The sequence below is a fragment of the Calidifontimicrobium sp. SYSU G02091 genome, assembly GCF_022631395.1.
GTDB lineage: Bacteria > Pseudomonadota > Gammaproteobacteria > Burkholderiales > Burkholderiaceae_C > Calidifontimicrobium > Calidifontimicrobium sediminis.
This window is the reverse complement of record NZ_JALBGB010000029.1, coordinates 1-14,875: the sequence shown is the minus strand read 5'-3', so window position 1 is coordinate 14,875 and position 14,875 is coordinate 1. Positions and strand designations below refer to the sequence as shown.

Here is a 14,875-nt window from a genome sequence, read left to right as displayed (position 1 = left end):
CGTCAGTCGGTCACTGAGTCGTCTTGGCGGCTGCCCGCCGCCGGCAGTGCGCCGAGCGCCTCGCGCCACGTGCGGTGCGGGATGTGGTGGGTCAGGCGGTGGATCGCGCAGTCGACGAGCGCCGGGTGCACCTCGTGGCCGACGCCGCGCGCGATGTCGAGCGTCGCGTCGCCGTGCAGCACGCCCAGGTGCTCGAGCGTGCGGCGCGCCTCGGCCACCGGGTGCCGCGCGTCGGCGTCGCCGTGCAGGAAGTGCAGCGTCGTCAGCGCCGGTGCCTGCGCCGGCAGCGCGGCGTAGCCGCCTCCGAACGCGATCACGCGCCCGGCGATGCCGTCGTCGGCGCTCGCGGCCTCGAGCGCCATCGTCGCGCCCTCGCCGAAGCCCACCAGCGCGGTGGACTGCGGCGTCGCGCCCAAGCGCTGCTGCGCGTCGCGCACCCAGCGCACCAGGCGCGGCAGCGCAGCGGCCACGCGCGCGACGAGGTCCTCGGCCGGCCCGTCGGCGGGCAGCAGGTCCTGCGGCAGCAGCAGCGCCGCGTACGCGAACTCGCGGCGCAGCGCGCGCGCCAGCGGCAGCATCGCCGCCGCGTCCTGGCCACGGCCGTGCAGCAGCACCATCAGCTGCTCGGGGCGGCCGGCGGGCAGGAACTCGATGTCGTCGGTCATGGCAGAGCGCCAGATTGTCGCCGAGCCCTTTTGGGCCCACGATCCCGGACGGCAGCTCAGCGGAAGTCGCGGCCCCTTGCCGCGAGCCAGTGCAGCAGCGCCGTGTGGTCGACGAGCTTCTTGGCCACCAAGTGTGTCACCTCGCCTTCCTTCTGGCACACGCCATAGACGGTGAGCAGCGGCTGGCCATGGCGGCGTTCACCACTCGATGACCACCGACACCGGCTTGTGGTCGCTCGGCCGGCTCTCGCGGCGTGACTGAGGGTTGCCCACGACGCCAAGCTGCCAGGCCTCATGCTCGACTCGGCAGCTGCCGGAGCGCACCGCGTAGGCGCCAACGCCGCTCCAGATGCCGGGCGAGACGACGATGTGGTCGATGAGTTCCTCGACGATGGCACCGCCTTCCAGCGGGTCGGCGAACACCGTCGTCGCCGCCTGGGCCAGCACCGGCGGGTCCATCGCGTGCTTGAAATAGGTATTGGGCTCGAGGAACGAGCCCACCAGCTCGTCGAGGATGTTGCGCACGAGGAACTCGCGCTCCATCAGGTCGTGGAATGGTCCATCGTTGAAGTCGCCCGCCACCACGACGTTGCCGAGCTCGGGGCCTGCCGCGACGATGCTCGCGAGCACCTTGCGCAGACGCGCCACTTCGGCTGAAAGCTTCTGCCGCGAGCCCAGCGCGTCCAGCACGGGCGCGGGGTTGCTTGCGCGGTTGTTCCACTGCCGGCGAGTCTTGAGCGTCGAGAACTTGGACTTCGTGTGCACACCCACGAGAACGAGCGCCTGACCGGCGGCCAGCTCACCGCGCAGCATCAGCGGGTGGCGGTCCATGTTGTGGGGGCGGCGTTCGCATTCGGCGACTGAGCCCCACGGGTAGTACGGGATGTCGCGCCACAGCTGCGCAGCGCTCGTCCCGGGCGGTAGCCACACCCGAAATCGGTCAGCGACGGAGCGCCTGACGAGTGCGTAGACGGCCTGGTTGCTGCGATTCGAGCGGTGAACGACGTAGGCGCCGTCGAGGAACGAGTCCACGAACAGTTGCATCTGCTCCGCAAGCGGCGGGCCTTCCTGCACGAAGAGCACATCGGCGTCGACGGCCCGAATCCCCTCGGCGATGCGCCGACACAGCGCGTGCACATCCCCTATCGGCGCCAGGCGGATACTGCCCCGCGCCGAACCGCCGAAGCACTTCGGAATCTGCGGTGCAGCGCGCCACTGTGCGTCGGGCAGCGCCCCGAACAGCGCCAGCATCCACTCGATGTTGTACGTGGCGACCTTGAGCTGACCCATCGACTCCCCCCTGGCAGAAGGCAAGTGCACAACATTGGGTCTGCGTCGTCAACAGGGCAAAGGGATGACCTGAAGACTGTGGTCAGCACTGACACGTTCACGTCACCGACACGCAACGGTTACGCAGCAGAAGGCACCGCGTTCTGCACAGGACCAGTGAGTTGCCCTGCCCATGACTGGAGGTGTGCCGGCCTCCTGCACGCACGCTCGTGTCGCACCGAGCGGCATGGGGCTGCACCGATGGCTGGCCAGATGCTGACGCCCGCGTGGCCGCTTGCAGCGCCTTGCGCCGGCGCAGCTCGGCCACGCGCAGCTCGAACTCGGTGACCTCGACGGCCAGCAAGACCTTCGCCTGCTCCACGCGGTCGGTGCCCAGCGACAGCCAGACCTGGCCGCCTTGCTGCTCGGGAAAGCCGTCGAGCACGTCCGCCGGCACCTTGCGCTTGAAGTAGAGCATGCGCCCGCGCCGGAACATGTATCGCGGCAACGGGCCGCTCGCACTGGAAAGGTGGCGCTTGGCCTCGGGTGCGGCGCCCGGGCTGCGGGGCGTGCCGGGTGTGGGCGCTGTGAGCGGCTCGTCCTGTGGTGATGGAGCGAGCGGCGGTTGCTCGCCGGGGCGGGAGTGTCGAAGGTCGTGTGCCATGAAGGTGTGCGCTGCCAAAGGGGTCGACAACGACCCTGCGGCGCAGCGCCTTCGGCGTGCGGGGGTGGTGCGGTGGAGCGCGGCCCCCTGCTACCCGAATTGCTACACCGAAGGGCCTTCGGGGTAGCACCGACGCATCACGGTATGGGTAGCAGAGAAACGAAAAAGCCGTTGCAAATCAGAGACTTGCAACGGCTTACCTTGACTTTGGCGGAGCGGACGGGGCTCGAACCCGCGACCCCCGGCGTGACAGGCCGGTATTCTAACCAACTGAACTACCGCTCCGCGCGGTGCCGGCGTTCCAGGTTGCCCTGCAAGTGCCGGCGAACTTGGCGTCCCCTAGGGGATTCGAACCCCTGTTACAACCGTGAAAGGGTCGTGTCCTAGGCCTCTAGACGAAGGGGACTTGTCCTTCACTGCCTGAACTGCGCGCCACCCCGAGCCTAGCTTTGGTGGAGGTAAGCGGGATCGAACCGCTGACCTCTTGCATGCCATGCAAGCGCTCTCCCAGCTGAGCTATACCCCCGGCGCTGTTCAAGCAAGACGCGCATTATAGGCAGAACTTCAGACGTGCTGCAAACGTGCGAGCACCTCTTCGCGCCGGAACAACGCGAGCACCGCATCGATCGACGGTGTCTGCGCGCGGCCGCACACCAGCAGGCGCAGCGGGATCGCGACTTGCGGCATCTTGAGCTTGAACTCGCTGAGCGTGGCCTTGATCGCGTCGCCGATGCCCGGCGCCGTCCACTCGGCGTCGGCCAGCCGGTCGCGCAGCGCCCGCAGCGCCGGACGCACGGCGTCGGTCAGGTGCTTCGCCAGTTCGTCGGCCGGTGGCGTCGGGTGCGCGAAGTACATGCCGAGCCACTCGGCGATCTCGACCGTCGTCGCGCAGCGGTCCTTGAACAGTCCGATCGCGCGCGGCAGGTCGAGTGGCGCCAGATTGCTGAAGCCCAGCCGCGCGAGCTGCTGCGCCACCAGCGGCGCGAGCGCGTCGTCGGCCATCATCTTGATGTGCTGCGCGTTGACCCAGCGCAGCTTGGCCTCGTCGAACTGGCCGGCGCTCTTGCCGAGGTGGTCGAGGTCGAACCAAGCGACGAGCTGCTCGCGCGTGAAGATCTCGTCGTCGCCGTGGCTCCAGCCCAGCCGCGCGAGGTAGTTGACGACGGCGTCGGCGAGGTAGCCCTCGTCGCGGTAGTGCGTCACCGGCTTGGCGCCGTGGCGCTTGCTCATCTTCTCGCCCTGCTCGTTGAGCACGGTGGGCAGATGCGCATACACCGGCGGCTCGTGGCCGAGCGCGCGGAAGATGTGGATCTGCCGCGGCGTGTTGTTGACGTGGTCGTCGCCGCGGATCACGTGCGTGATGCGCATGTCGATGTCGTCGACGACGACGCAGAAGTTGTAGGTCGGCGCTCCGATCGCGTCGGGCGCGCTGCCCTCGGGCGCGGGGCGGGCGATCACGAGGTCGTCGAGCTCGTCGTTGTGGAACGTCACGCGGCCCTTGACCTTGTCGTCCCATGAGACGACGCCGCCCTGCGGCGTCTTGAAGCGGATCACCGGACGCACGCCCGGCGGCACCGGCGGCAGCGTCTTGCCGGGCTCGGGGCGCCACGTGCCGTCGTAGCGCGGCTTGAGCTTGGCCGCCATCTGGCGCTCGCGCAGCGCGTCGAGCTCCTCGGGCGTCATGTAGCAGCGGTACGCGTGGCCGCTGGCGAGCAGCTGCGCGACGACCTCGCGGTAGCGGTCCATGCGCTGCATCTGGTAGTAGGGCCCCTCGTCGGGGTCGAGGCCGAGCCAGCGCATGCCTTCGAGGATGACGTCGACGGCCTGCTGTGTCGAGCGCTCGACGTCGGTGTCCTCGATGCGCAGGATGAAGGTGCCGCCGTTGGCGCGCGCGAACGCCCACGGGTACAGCGCCGAGCGGATGTTGCCGAGGTGGATGAAGCCGGTCGGGCTCGGTGCGAAGCGGGTGCGCACCGACGGGTTGCGGGTGGTCGTCATGTCGGAATCGTGGCCAGGCCGCGGGCGAGGTCGGCCTTCAGGTCGTCGACGTCTTCGAGCCCGACGGCCACGCGGATCATGCCCTGCCCGATGCCGGCAGCCTGTCGCTGCGCCTCGGTCAGCCGTCCGTGCGAGGTGCTCGCCGGGTGCGTGATCGTCGTCTTCGTGTCGCCGAGGTTGGCGGTGATCGAGCAGATGCGCGTCGCGTCGATGACGGCGAACGCGTGGCGGCGCGCGCTGGCTGCGTCGTCGCCGCGCACGACGAACGACAGCACCGGCCCGCCGACGCCGCCTTGCTGCACCATCGCGAGCGCGTGCTGCGGGTGCGACGGCAGCCCCGGGTGGTAGACGCGCTCGACCTGCGGCTGCTGCTGCAGCCACTTAGCGAGCTCGAGCGCGCGCGCGCTTTGCGCGTGCATGCGGATCGCAAGCGTCTCGAGGCCCTTGAGCACGACCCACGCGTTGAACGGGCTGAGGCTCATGCCGGCGCTGCGCATCACCGGCACGAACCTGTCGCGCACGACCGCCTCGCTCGCGCACACCGCGCCGGCGACGACGCGGCCCTGCCCGTCGAGGTACTTGGTGCCGCTGTGCACGATCAGGTCGGCGCCGAACTCGTGCGGGCGCTGCAGCGCCGGCGAGCAGAAGCAGTTGTCGACCGCGAGCAGCGCGCCGTGCGCGTGCGCGATCTCGGCCAGCGCGGCGATGTCGCACACCTCGGTCAGCGGGTTGCTCGGCGTCTCGGCGAACAGCAGCTTCGTGTTCGGCCGCATCGCCGCACGCCAGGCGGCCACGTCGGTCTGCGAGACGAACGTCGTCTCGACGCCGAACTTGCCGAAGTCCTGCAGCAGCCGGATCGTCGAGCCGAACACGCTTTGCGAGCAGACGACGTGGTCGCCGGCCTTCAGCAGCCCCATCACGAGCAGCAGGATCGCCGCCATGCCGCTGGCGGTACCGATGCACGCCTCGGTGCCTTCGAGCGCCGCGAGGCGCCGCTCCATCATCGCCACCGTCGGGTTGCCGAAGCGGCTGTAGACGAAGGCCTCCTCCTCGTTCGCGAAGCGCGCCGCCGCGGTGGCGGCATCGGGGTGCACGAACGAGCTGGTGAGGAACAGCGCCTCGCTGTTCTCGCCCCACGGCGTGCGCGGCAGGCCCTCGCGCACCGCGAGCGTGTCGCGGTGGACGTCGGGCGGCAGGTCGACGCGCGGAATACCCGGCTTCGTCATGCGCCCGACTCCACGCCGTTGTTCTGCAGCGCGAGCCGCGTTCGCCCGGGCGGGTCGTCGTCGTCGCCCTGCGCGAGGCGCTGCTCGCGCATCGCGGCGAAGTCGTCGGCCGAGACGTCGCCGGTGATGTAGTGGCCGTCGAAGCACGAGGCCTCGAAGCCGTCGAGCCTGGGGTTGAGCGCACGCACGACGCGCTGCATCGGCTCGAGGTCCTGGTAGATCAGCGCATCGGCGCCGATGAACTGGCGGATCTCCTCGACGCTGCGTCCGTGCGCAATCAGCTCCTCGGCGGTGGGCATGTCGATGCCGTAGACGTTCGGGTAGCGCACCGGCGGCGCGGCCGAGGCGAGGTAGACCTTCTTCGCGCCGGCCTCGCGCGCCATCTGCACGATTTCGCGGCTCGTCGTGCCGCGCACGATCGAGTCGTCGACGAGCAGCACGTTGCGGCCGCGGAACTCCATGCCGATCGCGTTGAGCTTCTGGCGCACGCTCTTCTTGCGCACCGCCTGCCCCGGCATGATGAAGGTGCGCCCGACGTAGCGGTTCTTCACGAAGCCTTCGCGGTACGGCTTGCCGATCTTCTGCGCCAGCTGCATCGCGCTCGGGCGGCTGCTCTCGGGGATCGGGATCACGACGTCGATCGCGCTCGGCGGCATCGTCGAGATCACGCGCTGCGCGAGCGTCTCGCCCATGTTCAGCCGCGCGTGGTAGACCGAGATGCCGTCGAGCACCGAGTCGGGCCGCGCGAGGTAGACGAACTCGAACAGGCACGGGTACAGCTGCGGACGCTCGGCGCACTGGCGCGCGTGCACGCGGCCCTCGAGGTCGACGAAGATCGCCTCGCCGGGCGCGACGTCGCGCACGAAGCGGTGGCCGGTGCCCTCGATCGCGACCGACTCGCTGGCCACCATCACCTCGCGCCCGTCGGGCGTCTCGCCCTCGCCGAACGCGAGCGGGCGGATGCCGAACGGGTCGCGGAACGCGAGCAGCCCGTGGCCGGCGATCAGTGCGACGACCGCATACGAGCCCTTGACGCGGCGGTGCACCGCCGCCACCGCATCGAACACGATGTCGGGCGTCAGCGGCCGGTCGCCCGCCGCGCGCCCGAGCTCGTGCGCGACGACGTTGATCAGCACCTCGGTGTCGCTCTCGGTGTTGATGTGGCGGCGGTCGACGGCGAACAGCTCGCGCTTGAGCGCCGCGGCGTTGGTCAGGTTGCCGTTGTGCACGAGCACGATGCCGAACGGCGCGTTGACGTAGAACGGCTGCGCCTCTTCCTCGCTGTAGGCGTTGCCGGCGGTCGGGTAGCGCACCTGGCCGAGACCCACGGTGCCCGGCAGCGCGCGCATGTTGCGCGTGCGGAACACGTCACGCACCATGCCGCGCGCCTTGTGCATGAAGCACTTCGTGCCCTGCATCGTGACGATGCCGGCGGCGTCCTGGCCGCGGTGCTGCAGCAGCAGCAGCGCGTCGTAGATCAGCTGGTTGACGGGCGAGCGCGAGATGACGCCGACGATGCCGCACATGGTCGATTCCTCGTTGCGATGATCGGCGCGCCTCAAACGCGCAGGTGTCCTGCGACTTCGCCGGGCAGCACCGGCTTGAGACCGCGCAGCACGGCCGTGAGCCACTGCGCGCCGACCGAGTCGCGCCAGTCGGGGGCCTCGCGCGCCGGCGTCAGCGTCACGACGGTGGCCAGCGCGAGCAGCACCAGCAGGCCGCGCAGCAGCCCGAAGCCGCCACCGAGCGTGCGGTCGGCCACACTCAGCGGCGTCGCATGGATCAGCAGCCGCACGAGCTGCGCCGCCAGCGCCCACACGACGAGCGCGGCGACGAAGACGACGACGAACGCCGCCGCGTGGTTGACGCCCGATCCCGCGACACCGACCGGCACGTGGGGTGCGACCTGCGGCGTGAACGCCTGCGCGGCGACGTAGGCCGCGACCCAGCCGAGCAGCGACAGCACCTCGAACACGAGACCCCGCCAGAGTCCGACCGCGACGGACAGCAGCACGACGGCGAGCAGCGCCCAGTCGACCCAGCCGATCGAAGCGAGCGTGGCGGCCATCACAGCGTCAGCACGGCGGCGGGCAGGCCCGCCGCCTTGAGCTTCGCCGCCGCCTTGTCGGCCTCGTCGCGTGTGGCGAGCGGGCCGACGCGCACCCGCGTGCGCGGGCCACCGGCGGTCTCGACGACCTGCGTGTAGGTCTTCAGTCCGAGCTGCTCGACGCGCTCGCGCGTCTTCTGCGCGGTGGCCCGGTCGGCGAAGGCACCGACCTGCACGACGTAGCGCGCCTCGGCCGCCGGCTTCGCCGCGGCGGCAGCGGTGGCCGCAGGCGCGGGTGCGGGCGGTGCCGCGGGGTTCGCCGCCGCGGCCGGTGCGGCGGCCACCGGCCGCGGCTCGGACGGCGAGCGAGCGCGCTGCGCATCGGCGCTCGACGGCGTCGAGGCGACGGGCGTCGGCACCGACGCAGCGGACTCGGCGACGGCCGCCGATGCGGCCGGGCGCTCGGCCGGCGGCGCAGCGGGCGCCGCCGCGGTCGGGGCCGCCTCGGGCGCTGCGGGCGCCACCTGCCCCGACGCCCGCGTGCCGCCCGTGGCGGCCGGCGGCATCGCCAGCGGCGGCACCGCGTCCTTGCGGGGAATGTCGATCTTGACGTCGACCGGAATCGGACGCGGCTGCGTCTCGAACAGCAGCGGAAAGCCGATGATGCCGATGCCCAGCAGCACGACGGCGCCGATCAGGCGCTGGCGCGCACGCGCCCGCGCGCGCTGCACCAGCTCGGCAGGGTTGGCGGACGCCTCGGCGGCGTCGTGGCGCTTGCGAAACGGGAACAGAGCCATGCAGGCGGCCGGTAGACGACGGACGGGCGACGACGCGCTCGGACGGCCGCCCTGGCCGGGGTGCCCCGCGGCGTCAGCCAAGGTGCTTGGCGCCCAGACGCGGCAAGCCTTGCTGCAGCACGCCGCCCACGGTGTAGAACGATCCGAACACCAAAATTCTATCAGCGGGGTCTGCCGCGGCGACCGCGGCGCCAAGCGCCTGCGCCGGGCTCGCATGCATCGCGACGGGCACGTCGCGGCCGGCGCTGGCGGCGCGCACGGCCGCGCCGAGTTCGGTGGCCGTCGCGGCACGCGGCGTCGGCAGGTCGGTGACGTGCCAGGCATCGATCAGGGGTGCGACGCGGGCGAGCAGCCCCGGCAGGTCCTTGTCGCGCATCGCGCCGAACACGGCGTGCGTGCGCGGGTAGAAGCCCATCTGGTCGAGGTTGACCACCAGCGCCGCGACCGACTGCGGGTTGTGTGCGACGTCGAGCACCAGCACCGGCTGCCCCGGCACGATCTGGAAGCGCCCGGACAGCTCGACGGTGGCCAGCCCCTGCCGCACTGCCTGCGCCGTGACCGGCAGCGCCGGCCGCAGCGCCTCCAGCACGGCGAGCACGCCAGCGGCGTTGATCAGCTGGTTCGCGCCGCGCAGCGCCGGGTAGGCGAGCGCGTTGTAGCGCATCGAGCGCCCGCGCCACGACCACTGCTGGCGGTCGGCCGCGTGCGCGAAGTCGCGTCCGACGAGCCACAGGTCGGCATCGATCTCGCGCGCATGGTCGACGACGCTTTGCGGCGGCAGCGGATCGCTGACGATGGCCGGCCGTCCGGTGCGCATCACGTGCGCCTTCTCGCGGCCGATGCTCTCGCGATCGGGGCCGAGGTATTCCATGTGGTCGAGGTCGATGCTGGTGATCAGCGCGCAGTCGGCGTCGATCGCGTTCACGGCGTCGAGCCGGCCGCCGAGGCCGACCTCGAGGATCACGAGGTCCAGCGGCTGCGCGGCGAGCAGGCGCAGGATCGCCAGCGTCGTGAACTCGAAGTACGTCAGCGGCACGCCGTCGCGCGCGGCCTCGACGGCTTCGAAGTGCGGCACGAGCGCGTCGGCGGCCACCGGCGCACCGCCCACGCGGCAGCGCTCCTCGAAGTGCACCAGGTGCGGCTTGACGTACAGGCCCACGCGGTAGCCAGCGGCCAGCGCGATCGACTCGAGCATCGCGCACGACGAGCCCTTGCCATTGGTGCCCGCCACCGTGACCACCGGGGCGCGGAAACGCAGGCCCAGCCGCTCGCGCACCGCGAGCACGCGGTCGAGCGTCATGTCGATCGTCTTCGGGTGCAGGCGCTCGCAGTGCGCCAGCCACTGGTCCAGCGTGGTCGGTGTCGTCACGTCGCGCATCCGCCGGCGTCAGCCGGCGGCCCAAGGAAAGGGCCGGCAACGCCGGCCCGCCGGGATCCCCGCGAAGCCTTCGGTTAGGCGACCGCGTCGGCGCTTTGCCGCTGCAGCAGCGCGAGCAGCCGTGCGACCGTCGGGCGCAGCTGGCGGCGGTCGACGATCATGTCGAGCGCGCCCTTCTCGAGCAGGAACTCGCTGCGCTGGAAGCCCTCGGGCAGCTTCTCGCGCACCGTGTTCTCGATGACGCGCGGGCCGGCGAAGCCGATCAGCGCCTTCGGCTCCGCGATCACGACATCGCCGACGAACGCGAAGCTCGCCGACACGCCGCCCATCGTCGGGTCGGTCAGCACCGCGATGTACGGCAGCTTCGCCTTCGCGAGCCGCGTCAGCGCGGCGTTGGTCTTGGCCATCTGCATGAGACTCAGCAGGCCCTCCTGCATGCGCGCGCCGCCGGTGGCGGTGAAGCAGACGAACGGCACCTTCTGTTCGATCGCGGTGTTGACGCCGCGCACGAAGCGCTCGCCGACGACCGAGCCCATCGAGCCGCCCATGAAGTCGAACTCGAAGCACGCCGCCACCAGCGGCACGCTCATCACCGCGCCGCCCATCACGACGAGGGCGTCGGTCTCGCCGGTGGCCTCGAGCGCGTCCTTCAGCCGGTCCGGGTACTTCTTGCTGTCCTTGAACTTCAGCGCGTCGACCGGCAGCACCTCCTGGCCGATCTCGTAACGCCCCTCGGCGTCGAGGAAAGCGTCGAGCCGCGCGCGCGCGCCGATGCGGTGGTGGTGGTTGCACTTCGGACAGACGTTGAGGTTGCGCTCGAGGTCCGTCTTGTAGAGCACCGACTCGCACGACGGGCACTTGATCCACAGCCCCTCGGGCACCGAGCGGCGCTCGGCCGGGTCGGTGGGCTGGATCTTCGGCGGCAACAGTTTCTCGAGCCAGCTCATGCGGGACGTCCTTTCACAGTGAGTCGAGCGCCGCGCGGATCTCGGCGACGAAGCCGCGCGCAGCGTCGGCGACCCGCTCGCGCGGCGCGGCTTCGAGGATCTGCACCAGACGCGAGCCGATGACGACCGCGTCGGCGACGGCGCCGACGGCGCGCGCCGATTGTGCATCGCGGATGCCGAAGCCCACCCCCACCGGCACGCTCACGTGCGCGCGGATACGCGGCAGCATCGCCGCCACCGATTCGGTGTCGAGGTGGCCGGCGCCGGTCACGCCCTTGAGCGACACGTAGTACACGTAGCCGCTGGCGATGCGGCCGACCTCGGCGATGCGCTCGTCGGTCGACGTCGGCGCGAGCAGGAAGATCGGGTCGAGCCCGTGCGCCTTGAGCGTCGCGGCGAAGGCCTGCGCCTCCTCGGGCGGGTAGTCGACGACGAGCACGCCGTCGACGCCGGCTGCCTTCGCGTCGGCGACGAAGCGGTCGATGCCGTAGCGCTCGATCGGGTTGGCGTAGCCCATCAGCACGAGGGGCGTGACCTGGTCGCGCTCGCGGAACGCGCGCACGTAGCCGAGGACCTGGCTCATGCCGATGCCGTGCGCGAGCGCGCGCTCGGCCGCCTTCTGGATCACCGGGCCGTCGGCCATCGGGTCGGAAAACGGCACGCCGAGCTCGATCACGTCGGCACCGGCGTCGGCGAGCGCGTGCAGCACGTCGACGGTCGCATCGGGGTACGGGTCGCCGGCGGTGACGAACGGGATCAGCGCCTTGCGGCGCTGCGCCTTGAGGCGCTCGAACGTGGCGGCGATGCGATGACTCATCGCGGCCTCCGCCGGGCCGCCCCAAGGAGGCCGCGCGCCCCCTCGGGGGGCAGCGAACGAAGTGAGCTTGGGGGCTTCATTGCTTGACCGCCTGGCCGCGGCACGACGGCCGGCAGTAGAACTCGGCGCCGGACAGGTCGGCGACGGTGCCGATGTCCTTGTCGCCGCGCCCCGACAGGTTCACGAGCAGCGCCTGGTCGGTGCGCATCTGCGGCGCGAGCTGCATCGCGTAGGCGACGGCGTGGCTCGACTCGAGCGCCGGGATGATGCCCTCGGTGCGGCACAGCCGGTGAAAGGCGGCGAGCGCCTCGGCGTCGGTGACGCCGACGTACTCGGCGCGGCCGATGTCCTTCAGGTACGCGTGCTCGGGGCCGACGCCGGGGTAGTCGAGGCCGGCGCTGATGCTGTGCGTCTCGGTGATCTGGCCATTGGCGTCCTGCAGCAGGTAGGTGCGGTTGCCGTGCAGCACGCCCGGCGTGCCGGCCGACAGGCTCGCCGCGTGCTTGCCGGTGGCCAGCCCCTGCCCCGCCGCCTCGACGCCGATCAGCCGCACGCCTTCGTGCGGGATGTACGGATAGAAGATGCCCATCGCATTGCTGCCGCCGCCGACGCAGGCGATCACGGCATCCGGCTGGCGGCCGATCAGTTCGGGCATCTGCTCGAGGCACTCGTCGCCGATGACGCGCTGGAAGTCGCGCACCATCATCGGGTACGGGTGCGGGCCGGCGACGGTGCCGATGATGTAGAAGGTGTTCTCGACGTTCGTGACCCAGTCGCGCAGCGCCTCGTTGAGCGCGTCCTTCAGCGTCTTCGAGCCCGATTCCACCGGCACGACCTTCGCGCCGAGCAGGTGCATGCGGTAGACGTTGGGGCTCTGGCGCTTGACGTCCTCGGCGCCCATGTAGACGACGCACTCCATGCCGTAGCGCGCGCAGACGGTGGCGGTGGCGACGCCGTGCTGGCCGGCGCCGGTCTCGGCGATCACGCGCGGCTTGCCCATGCGCCGGGCGAGCAGCGCCTGGCCGATCGTGTTGTTGACCTTGTGCGCGCCGGTGTGGTTGAGGTCCTCGCGCTTGAGGTAGATCTGCGCGCCGCCGAGCTCGCGGCTCAGGCGCGCGGCATGGTAGACGGGGCTCGGGCGGCCGACGAAGTGCTTCAGCTCGCTCTTGAACTCGGCGACGAACTCGGGGTCGGCGCGGTACTTCGCGTAGGCGGCCTTCAGCTCGGCGAGCGCGTGGATCAGCGTCTCGGCGACGAAGGTGCCGCCGTAGGGGCCGAAGTGCCCGCGCGCGTCGGGCTGGTCGTAACTCAACATGTCGGGTGTGCTCGGGTCGCGGCGGCGAGGCGTTCGTCGGCCTCGCGCACCGCCTGGCAGAACCGGCGCATCAGCGCGGCATCCTTGATGCCCTTGCCGCTCTCGACGCCGGAGCTCACGTCAACGGCCCAGGGCCGCACGCGCAGCACGCCATCGGTCACGTTGGCAGGATTCAACCCACCAGACAAAACGACCGGACAGGGCACGCCGGGGGGAATCGAGGACCAATCGAACACCTTTCCGCCGCCGCCGTAGCCGTCGACGTGGGCGTCGAGCAGCAGGCCGCTGGCGCTCGGGAAACGGGCCGCGAAGTCTAGCAAATCGAACCCCGGCGCCATGCGTGCCGCGCGCAGGTACGGCCGCGCGGGCGCCTCGCAGTCGGTGCGCGTCTCGTCGCCGTGGAACTGCAGCAGCGCGTGCGGCACGGCGGCCAGCGCCGCGGCGATCTCGCCCGCACTCGCGTTGACGAACAGCAGCACCGGCGTCACGAACGGGGGCAGCCGGCGCGCCAAGGCCCCGGCGCGCGCGGCGTCGACCGCGCGCGGGCTCTTCGGGTAGAACACGAAGCCGACGGCGTCGGCACCGGCGTCGACGGCGGCATCGACGTCGGCCTCGCGCGTCAGGCCGCAGATCTTGATGCGGGTGCGGCGCGGCGCTGCCGCCGCTTCAGGGGATCCAGTCGAACGCGGGCACGGCGGCGGGCAGTCCATGCCGCGCATCGTAGTACGGGCCGACGAAGTACAGCCCGTCGGGCGCGAAGGTCGGCGCGGCGACCTCGCGCCGGCGCGATGCGAGCACGTCGCCGATCCACGCCGGCGGGTGCCGCCCCTGCCCGACCGCGATGAGGCAGCCCATGATGTTGCGCACCATGTGGTGCAGGAACGCGCTGGCGTCGAAGTCGAAGCGCCAGTAGGCGCCGCGGCGGGTGATCGTGATCGCGCGCAACTCCTTGACCGGGCTCGCCGCCTGGCACGCTGCGGCACGGAACGCGCTGAAGTCGTGCGTGCCGACGAGCAGCGCCGCGGCAGCGCGCATCGCGTCGCCGTCGAGCGGGCGGAACACCCAGCCGGCGAGCCCCGCCTCGAGCGCCGGGCGCACCGGCGACTCGAGCACGAGGTAGGCGTAACGGCGGCCACGCGCGCTGTTGCGCGCGTGGAAGTCGGCGCCGACCGGCTGGCACCACTGCACCGCGATGTCGGGCGGCAGGAAGCGGTTGGTGCCACGCACCCACGAGAACGGCTCGCGCTCGACCGGCGCGTCGACGTGGACGACCTGGTTCAGCGCATGCACACCGGCATCGGTGCGCCCGGCGCACACGGTGGTGACGGGCGCGTCGGCGAACGCCGACAGCGCCTGTTCCAAATGGTCCTGCACGGTGCAGCCGTCGGGCTGGCTCTGCCAGCCGTGGTAGGCGCTGCCGCGGTACGAGATGCCGAGCGCGAGGCGCTGCGTCATGCTCGGCCTCCCCGTCGCGCCGCCATCGTCAAGCGCAAAGCCCTGCGCAGGCAGGGCTTGCGGTCCTGCCAGGCCCCGGCCCGGGCGCTTGCATGCGCCCGGGCGTTCGCCAGGCGCGAAGCCCTGCGCAGGCAGAGCTTCTGGTCCTGGCTGGCCCCGGCCCGGGCGCTTGCATGCGCCCGGGCGTTCGCCAGGCGCGAAGCCCTGCGCAGGCAGAGCTTCTGGTCCTGGCTGGCCCCGGCCCGGGCGCTTGCATGCGCCCGGGCGTTCGCCAGGCGCGAAGCCCTGCGCAGGCAG

At 71.3% G+C, this 14,875-nt stretch carries 14 protein-coding genes and 3 tRNA genes; all 17 read right to left on the bottom strand.

The features are described from left to right. Nucleotides 1-2: 2 nt before the first annotated feature. The 17 genes from ypfH to truA all read right to left on the bottom strand — a co-directional run bounded on the left by ypfH (nt 3) and on the right by truA (nt 14,578). The gene (ypfH, locus tag MOJ79_RS15275) at nt 3-665 is read right to left on the bottom strand and encodes an esterase (RefSeq protein ID WP_241924929.1); all 663 of its coding nucleotides are present in this window, start codon (nt 663-665) and stop codon (nt 3-5) included. Nucleotides 666-863: 198 nt separating this feature from the next. Further along, nucleotides 864-1,955 carry an endonuclease/exonuclease/phosphatase family protein gene (locus tag MOJ79_RS15270; protein WP_241924928.1) on the bottom strand — a complete coding sequence of 364 codons (1,092 nt, stop codon included), beginning with the start codon at nt 1,953-1,955 and terminating at the stop codon, nt 864-866. A gap of 97 nt (nt 1,956-2,052) precedes the next feature. Beyond that, nucleotides 2,053-2,430 (bottom strand): DUF6538 domain-containing protein, encoded by a 378-nt coding sequence (locus MOJ79_RS15265; RefSeq protein WP_336606331.1) that lies wholly within the window; start codon nt 2,428-2,430, stop codon nt 2,053-2,055. A 376-nt stretch (nt 2,431-2,806) separates the two neighbouring features. Beyond that, a tRNA-Asp gene (locus MOJ79_RS15260) sits at nt 2,807-2,883 on the bottom strand. A 45-nt stretch (nt 2,884-2,928) separates the two neighbouring features. After that, nucleotides 2,929-3,004: transfer RNA gene (locus MOJ79_RS15255), tRNA-Glu, on the bottom strand. A 44-nt stretch (nt 3,005-3,048) separates the two neighbouring features. Continuing rightward, nucleotides 3,049-3,124: transfer RNA gene (locus MOJ79_RS15250), tRNA-Ala, on the bottom strand. Nucleotides 3,125-3,162: 38 nt separating this feature from the next. Then, nucleotides 3,163-4,596, bottom strand: a complete 1,434-nt coding sequence (gltX, locus tag MOJ79_RS15245; protein WP_241924926.1) for a glutamate--tRNA ligase — start codon at nt 4,594-4,596, stop codon at nt 3,163-3,165. Further along, a complete protein-coding gene (locus MOJ79_RS15240; RefSeq protein ID WP_241924925.1) occupies nt 4,593-5,822 on the bottom strand; it encodes an O-succinylhomoserine sulfhydrylase in 1,230 nt (409 codons plus the stop codon). The genes gltX and MOJ79_RS15240 overlap by 4 nt, the downstream gene beginning before the upstream one ends. After that, complete coding sequence (gene purF / locus MOJ79_RS15235) at nt 5,819-7,348, bottom strand: amidophosphoribosyltransferase (RefSeq protein WP_241924924.1); 1,530 nt, start codon at nt 7,346-7,348, stop codon at nt 5,819-5,821. The genes MOJ79_RS15240 and purF overlap by 4 nt, the downstream gene beginning before the upstream one ends. Before the next feature lie 32 nt (nt 7,349-7,380). Next, nucleotides 7,381-7,890, bottom strand: coding sequence for a CvpA family protein (locus MOJ79_RS15230; protein ID WP_241924923.1), 510 nt, complete (start codon nt 7,888-7,890; stop codon nt 7,381-7,383). Continuing rightward, nucleotides 7,890-8,666: an SPOR domain-containing protein gene (locus MOJ79_RS15225; RefSeq protein ID WP_241924922.1), complete on the bottom strand. Its 777-nt coding sequence runs from the start codon at nt 8,664-8,666 to the stop codon at nt 7,890-7,892. The genes MOJ79_RS15230 and MOJ79_RS15225 overlap by 1 nt, the downstream gene beginning before the upstream one ends. Before the next feature lie 73 nt (nt 8,667-8,739). After that, nucleotides 8,740-10,044, bottom strand: coding sequence for a bifunctional tetrahydrofolate synthase/dihydrofolate synthase (gene folC / locus MOJ79_RS15220; protein WP_241924921.1), 1,305 nt, complete (start codon nt 10,042-10,044; stop codon nt 8,740-8,742). 74 nt (nt 10,045-10,118) lie between these two features. Then, the gene (gene accD, locus MOJ79_RS15215) at nt 10,119-10,991 is read right to left on the bottom strand and encodes an acetyl-CoA carboxylase, carboxyltransferase subunit beta (protein ID WP_119286774.1); all 873 of its coding nucleotides are present in this window, start codon (nt 10,989-10,991) and stop codon (nt 10,119-10,121) included. A gap of 13 nt (nt 10,992-11,004) precedes the next feature. Then, nucleotides 11,005-11,808 carry a tryptophan synthase subunit alpha gene (gene trpA, locus MOJ79_RS15210; RefSeq protein WP_241924920.1) on the bottom strand — a complete coding sequence of 268 codons (804 nt, stop codon included), beginning with the start codon at nt 11,806-11,808 and terminating at the stop codon, nt 11,005-11,007. A 76-nt stretch (nt 11,809-11,884) separates the two neighbouring features. Continuing rightward, the gene (trpB, locus tag MOJ79_RS15205; RefSeq protein WP_241924919.1) at nt 11,885-13,123 is read right to left on the bottom strand and encodes a tryptophan synthase subunit beta; all 1,239 of its coding nucleotides are present in this window, start codon (nt 13,121-13,123) and stop codon (nt 11,885-11,887) included. Beyond that, the gene (locus MOJ79_RS15200) at nt 13,117-13,833 is read right to left on the bottom strand and encodes a phosphoribosylanthranilate isomerase (protein WP_241924918.1); all 717 of its coding nucleotides are present in this window, start codon (nt 13,831-13,833) and stop codon (nt 13,117-13,119) included. Before MOJ79_RS15200 ends, trpB begins: the two co-directional genes overlap by 7 nt. Beyond that, a complete protein-coding gene (gene truA, locus MOJ79_RS15195; RefSeq protein ID WP_241924917.1) occupies nt 13,790-14,578 on the bottom strand; it encodes a tRNA pseudouridine(38-40) synthase TruA in 789 nt (262 codons plus the stop codon). Before truA ends, MOJ79_RS15200 begins: the two co-directional genes overlap by 44 nt. Between the last annotated feature and the right edge of the window lie 297 nt (nt 14,579-14,875).

Excerpts from the sequence above, each read along its gene's own strand:
- MOJ79_RS15240 (WP_241924925.1), bottom strand. The coding sequence starts at position 5,822 with ATGACGAAGCCGGGTATTCCGCGCGTCGACCTGCCGCCCGACGTCCAC.
- MOJ79_RS15230 (WP_241924923.1), bottom strand. The coding sequence starts at position 7,890 with ATGGCCGCCACGCTCGCTTCGATCGGCTGGGTCGACTGGGCGCTGCTC.
- ypfH (WP_241924929.1), bottom strand. The coding sequence starts at position 665 with ATGACCGACGACATCGAGTTCCTGCCCGCCGGCCGCCCCGAGCAGCTG.
- folC (WP_241924921.1), bottom strand. The coding sequence starts at position 10,044 with ATGCGCGACGTGACGACACCGACCACGCTGGACCAGTGGCTGGCGCAC.
- MOJ79_RS15225 (WP_241924922.1), bottom strand. The coding sequence starts at position 8,666 with ATGGCTCTGTTCCCGTTTCGCAAGCGCCACGACGCCGCCGAGGCGTCC.
- trpA (WP_241924920.1), bottom strand. The coding sequence starts at position 11,808 with ATGAGTCATCGCATCGCCGCCACGTTCGAGCGCCTCAAGGCGCAGCGC.
- purF (WP_241924924.1), bottom strand. The coding sequence starts at position 7,348 with ATGTGCGGCATCGTCGGCGTCATCTCGCGCTCGCCCGTCAACCAGCTG.
- MOJ79_RS15200 (WP_241924918.1), bottom strand. The coding sequence starts at position 13,833 with ATGGACTGCCCGCCGCCGTGCCCGCGTTCGACTGGATCCCCTGAAGCG.
- accD (WP_119286774.1), bottom strand. The coding sequence starts at position 10,991 with ATGAGCTGGCTCGAGAAACTGTTGCCGCCGAAGATCCAGCCCACCGAC.
- gltX (WP_241924926.1), bottom strand. The coding sequence starts at position 4,596 with ATGACGACCACCCGCAACCCGTCGGTGCGCACCCGCTTCGCACCGAGC.
- trpB (WP_241924919.1), bottom strand. The coding sequence starts at position 13,123 with ATGTTGAGTTACGACCAGCCCGACGCGCGCGGGCACTTCGGCCCCTAC.
- MOJ79_RS15270 (WP_241924928.1), bottom strand. The coding sequence starts at position 1,955 with ATGGGTCAGCTCAAGGTCGCCACGTACAACATCGAGTGGATGCTGGCG.
- truA (WP_241924917.1), bottom strand. The coding sequence starts at position 14,578 with ATGACGCAGCGCCTCGCGCTCGGCATCTCGTACCGCGGCAGCGCCTAC.
- MOJ79_RS15265 (WP_336606331.1), bottom strand. The coding sequence starts at position 2,430 with ATGTTCCGGCGCGGGCGCATGCTCTACTTCAAGCGCAAGGTGCCGGCG.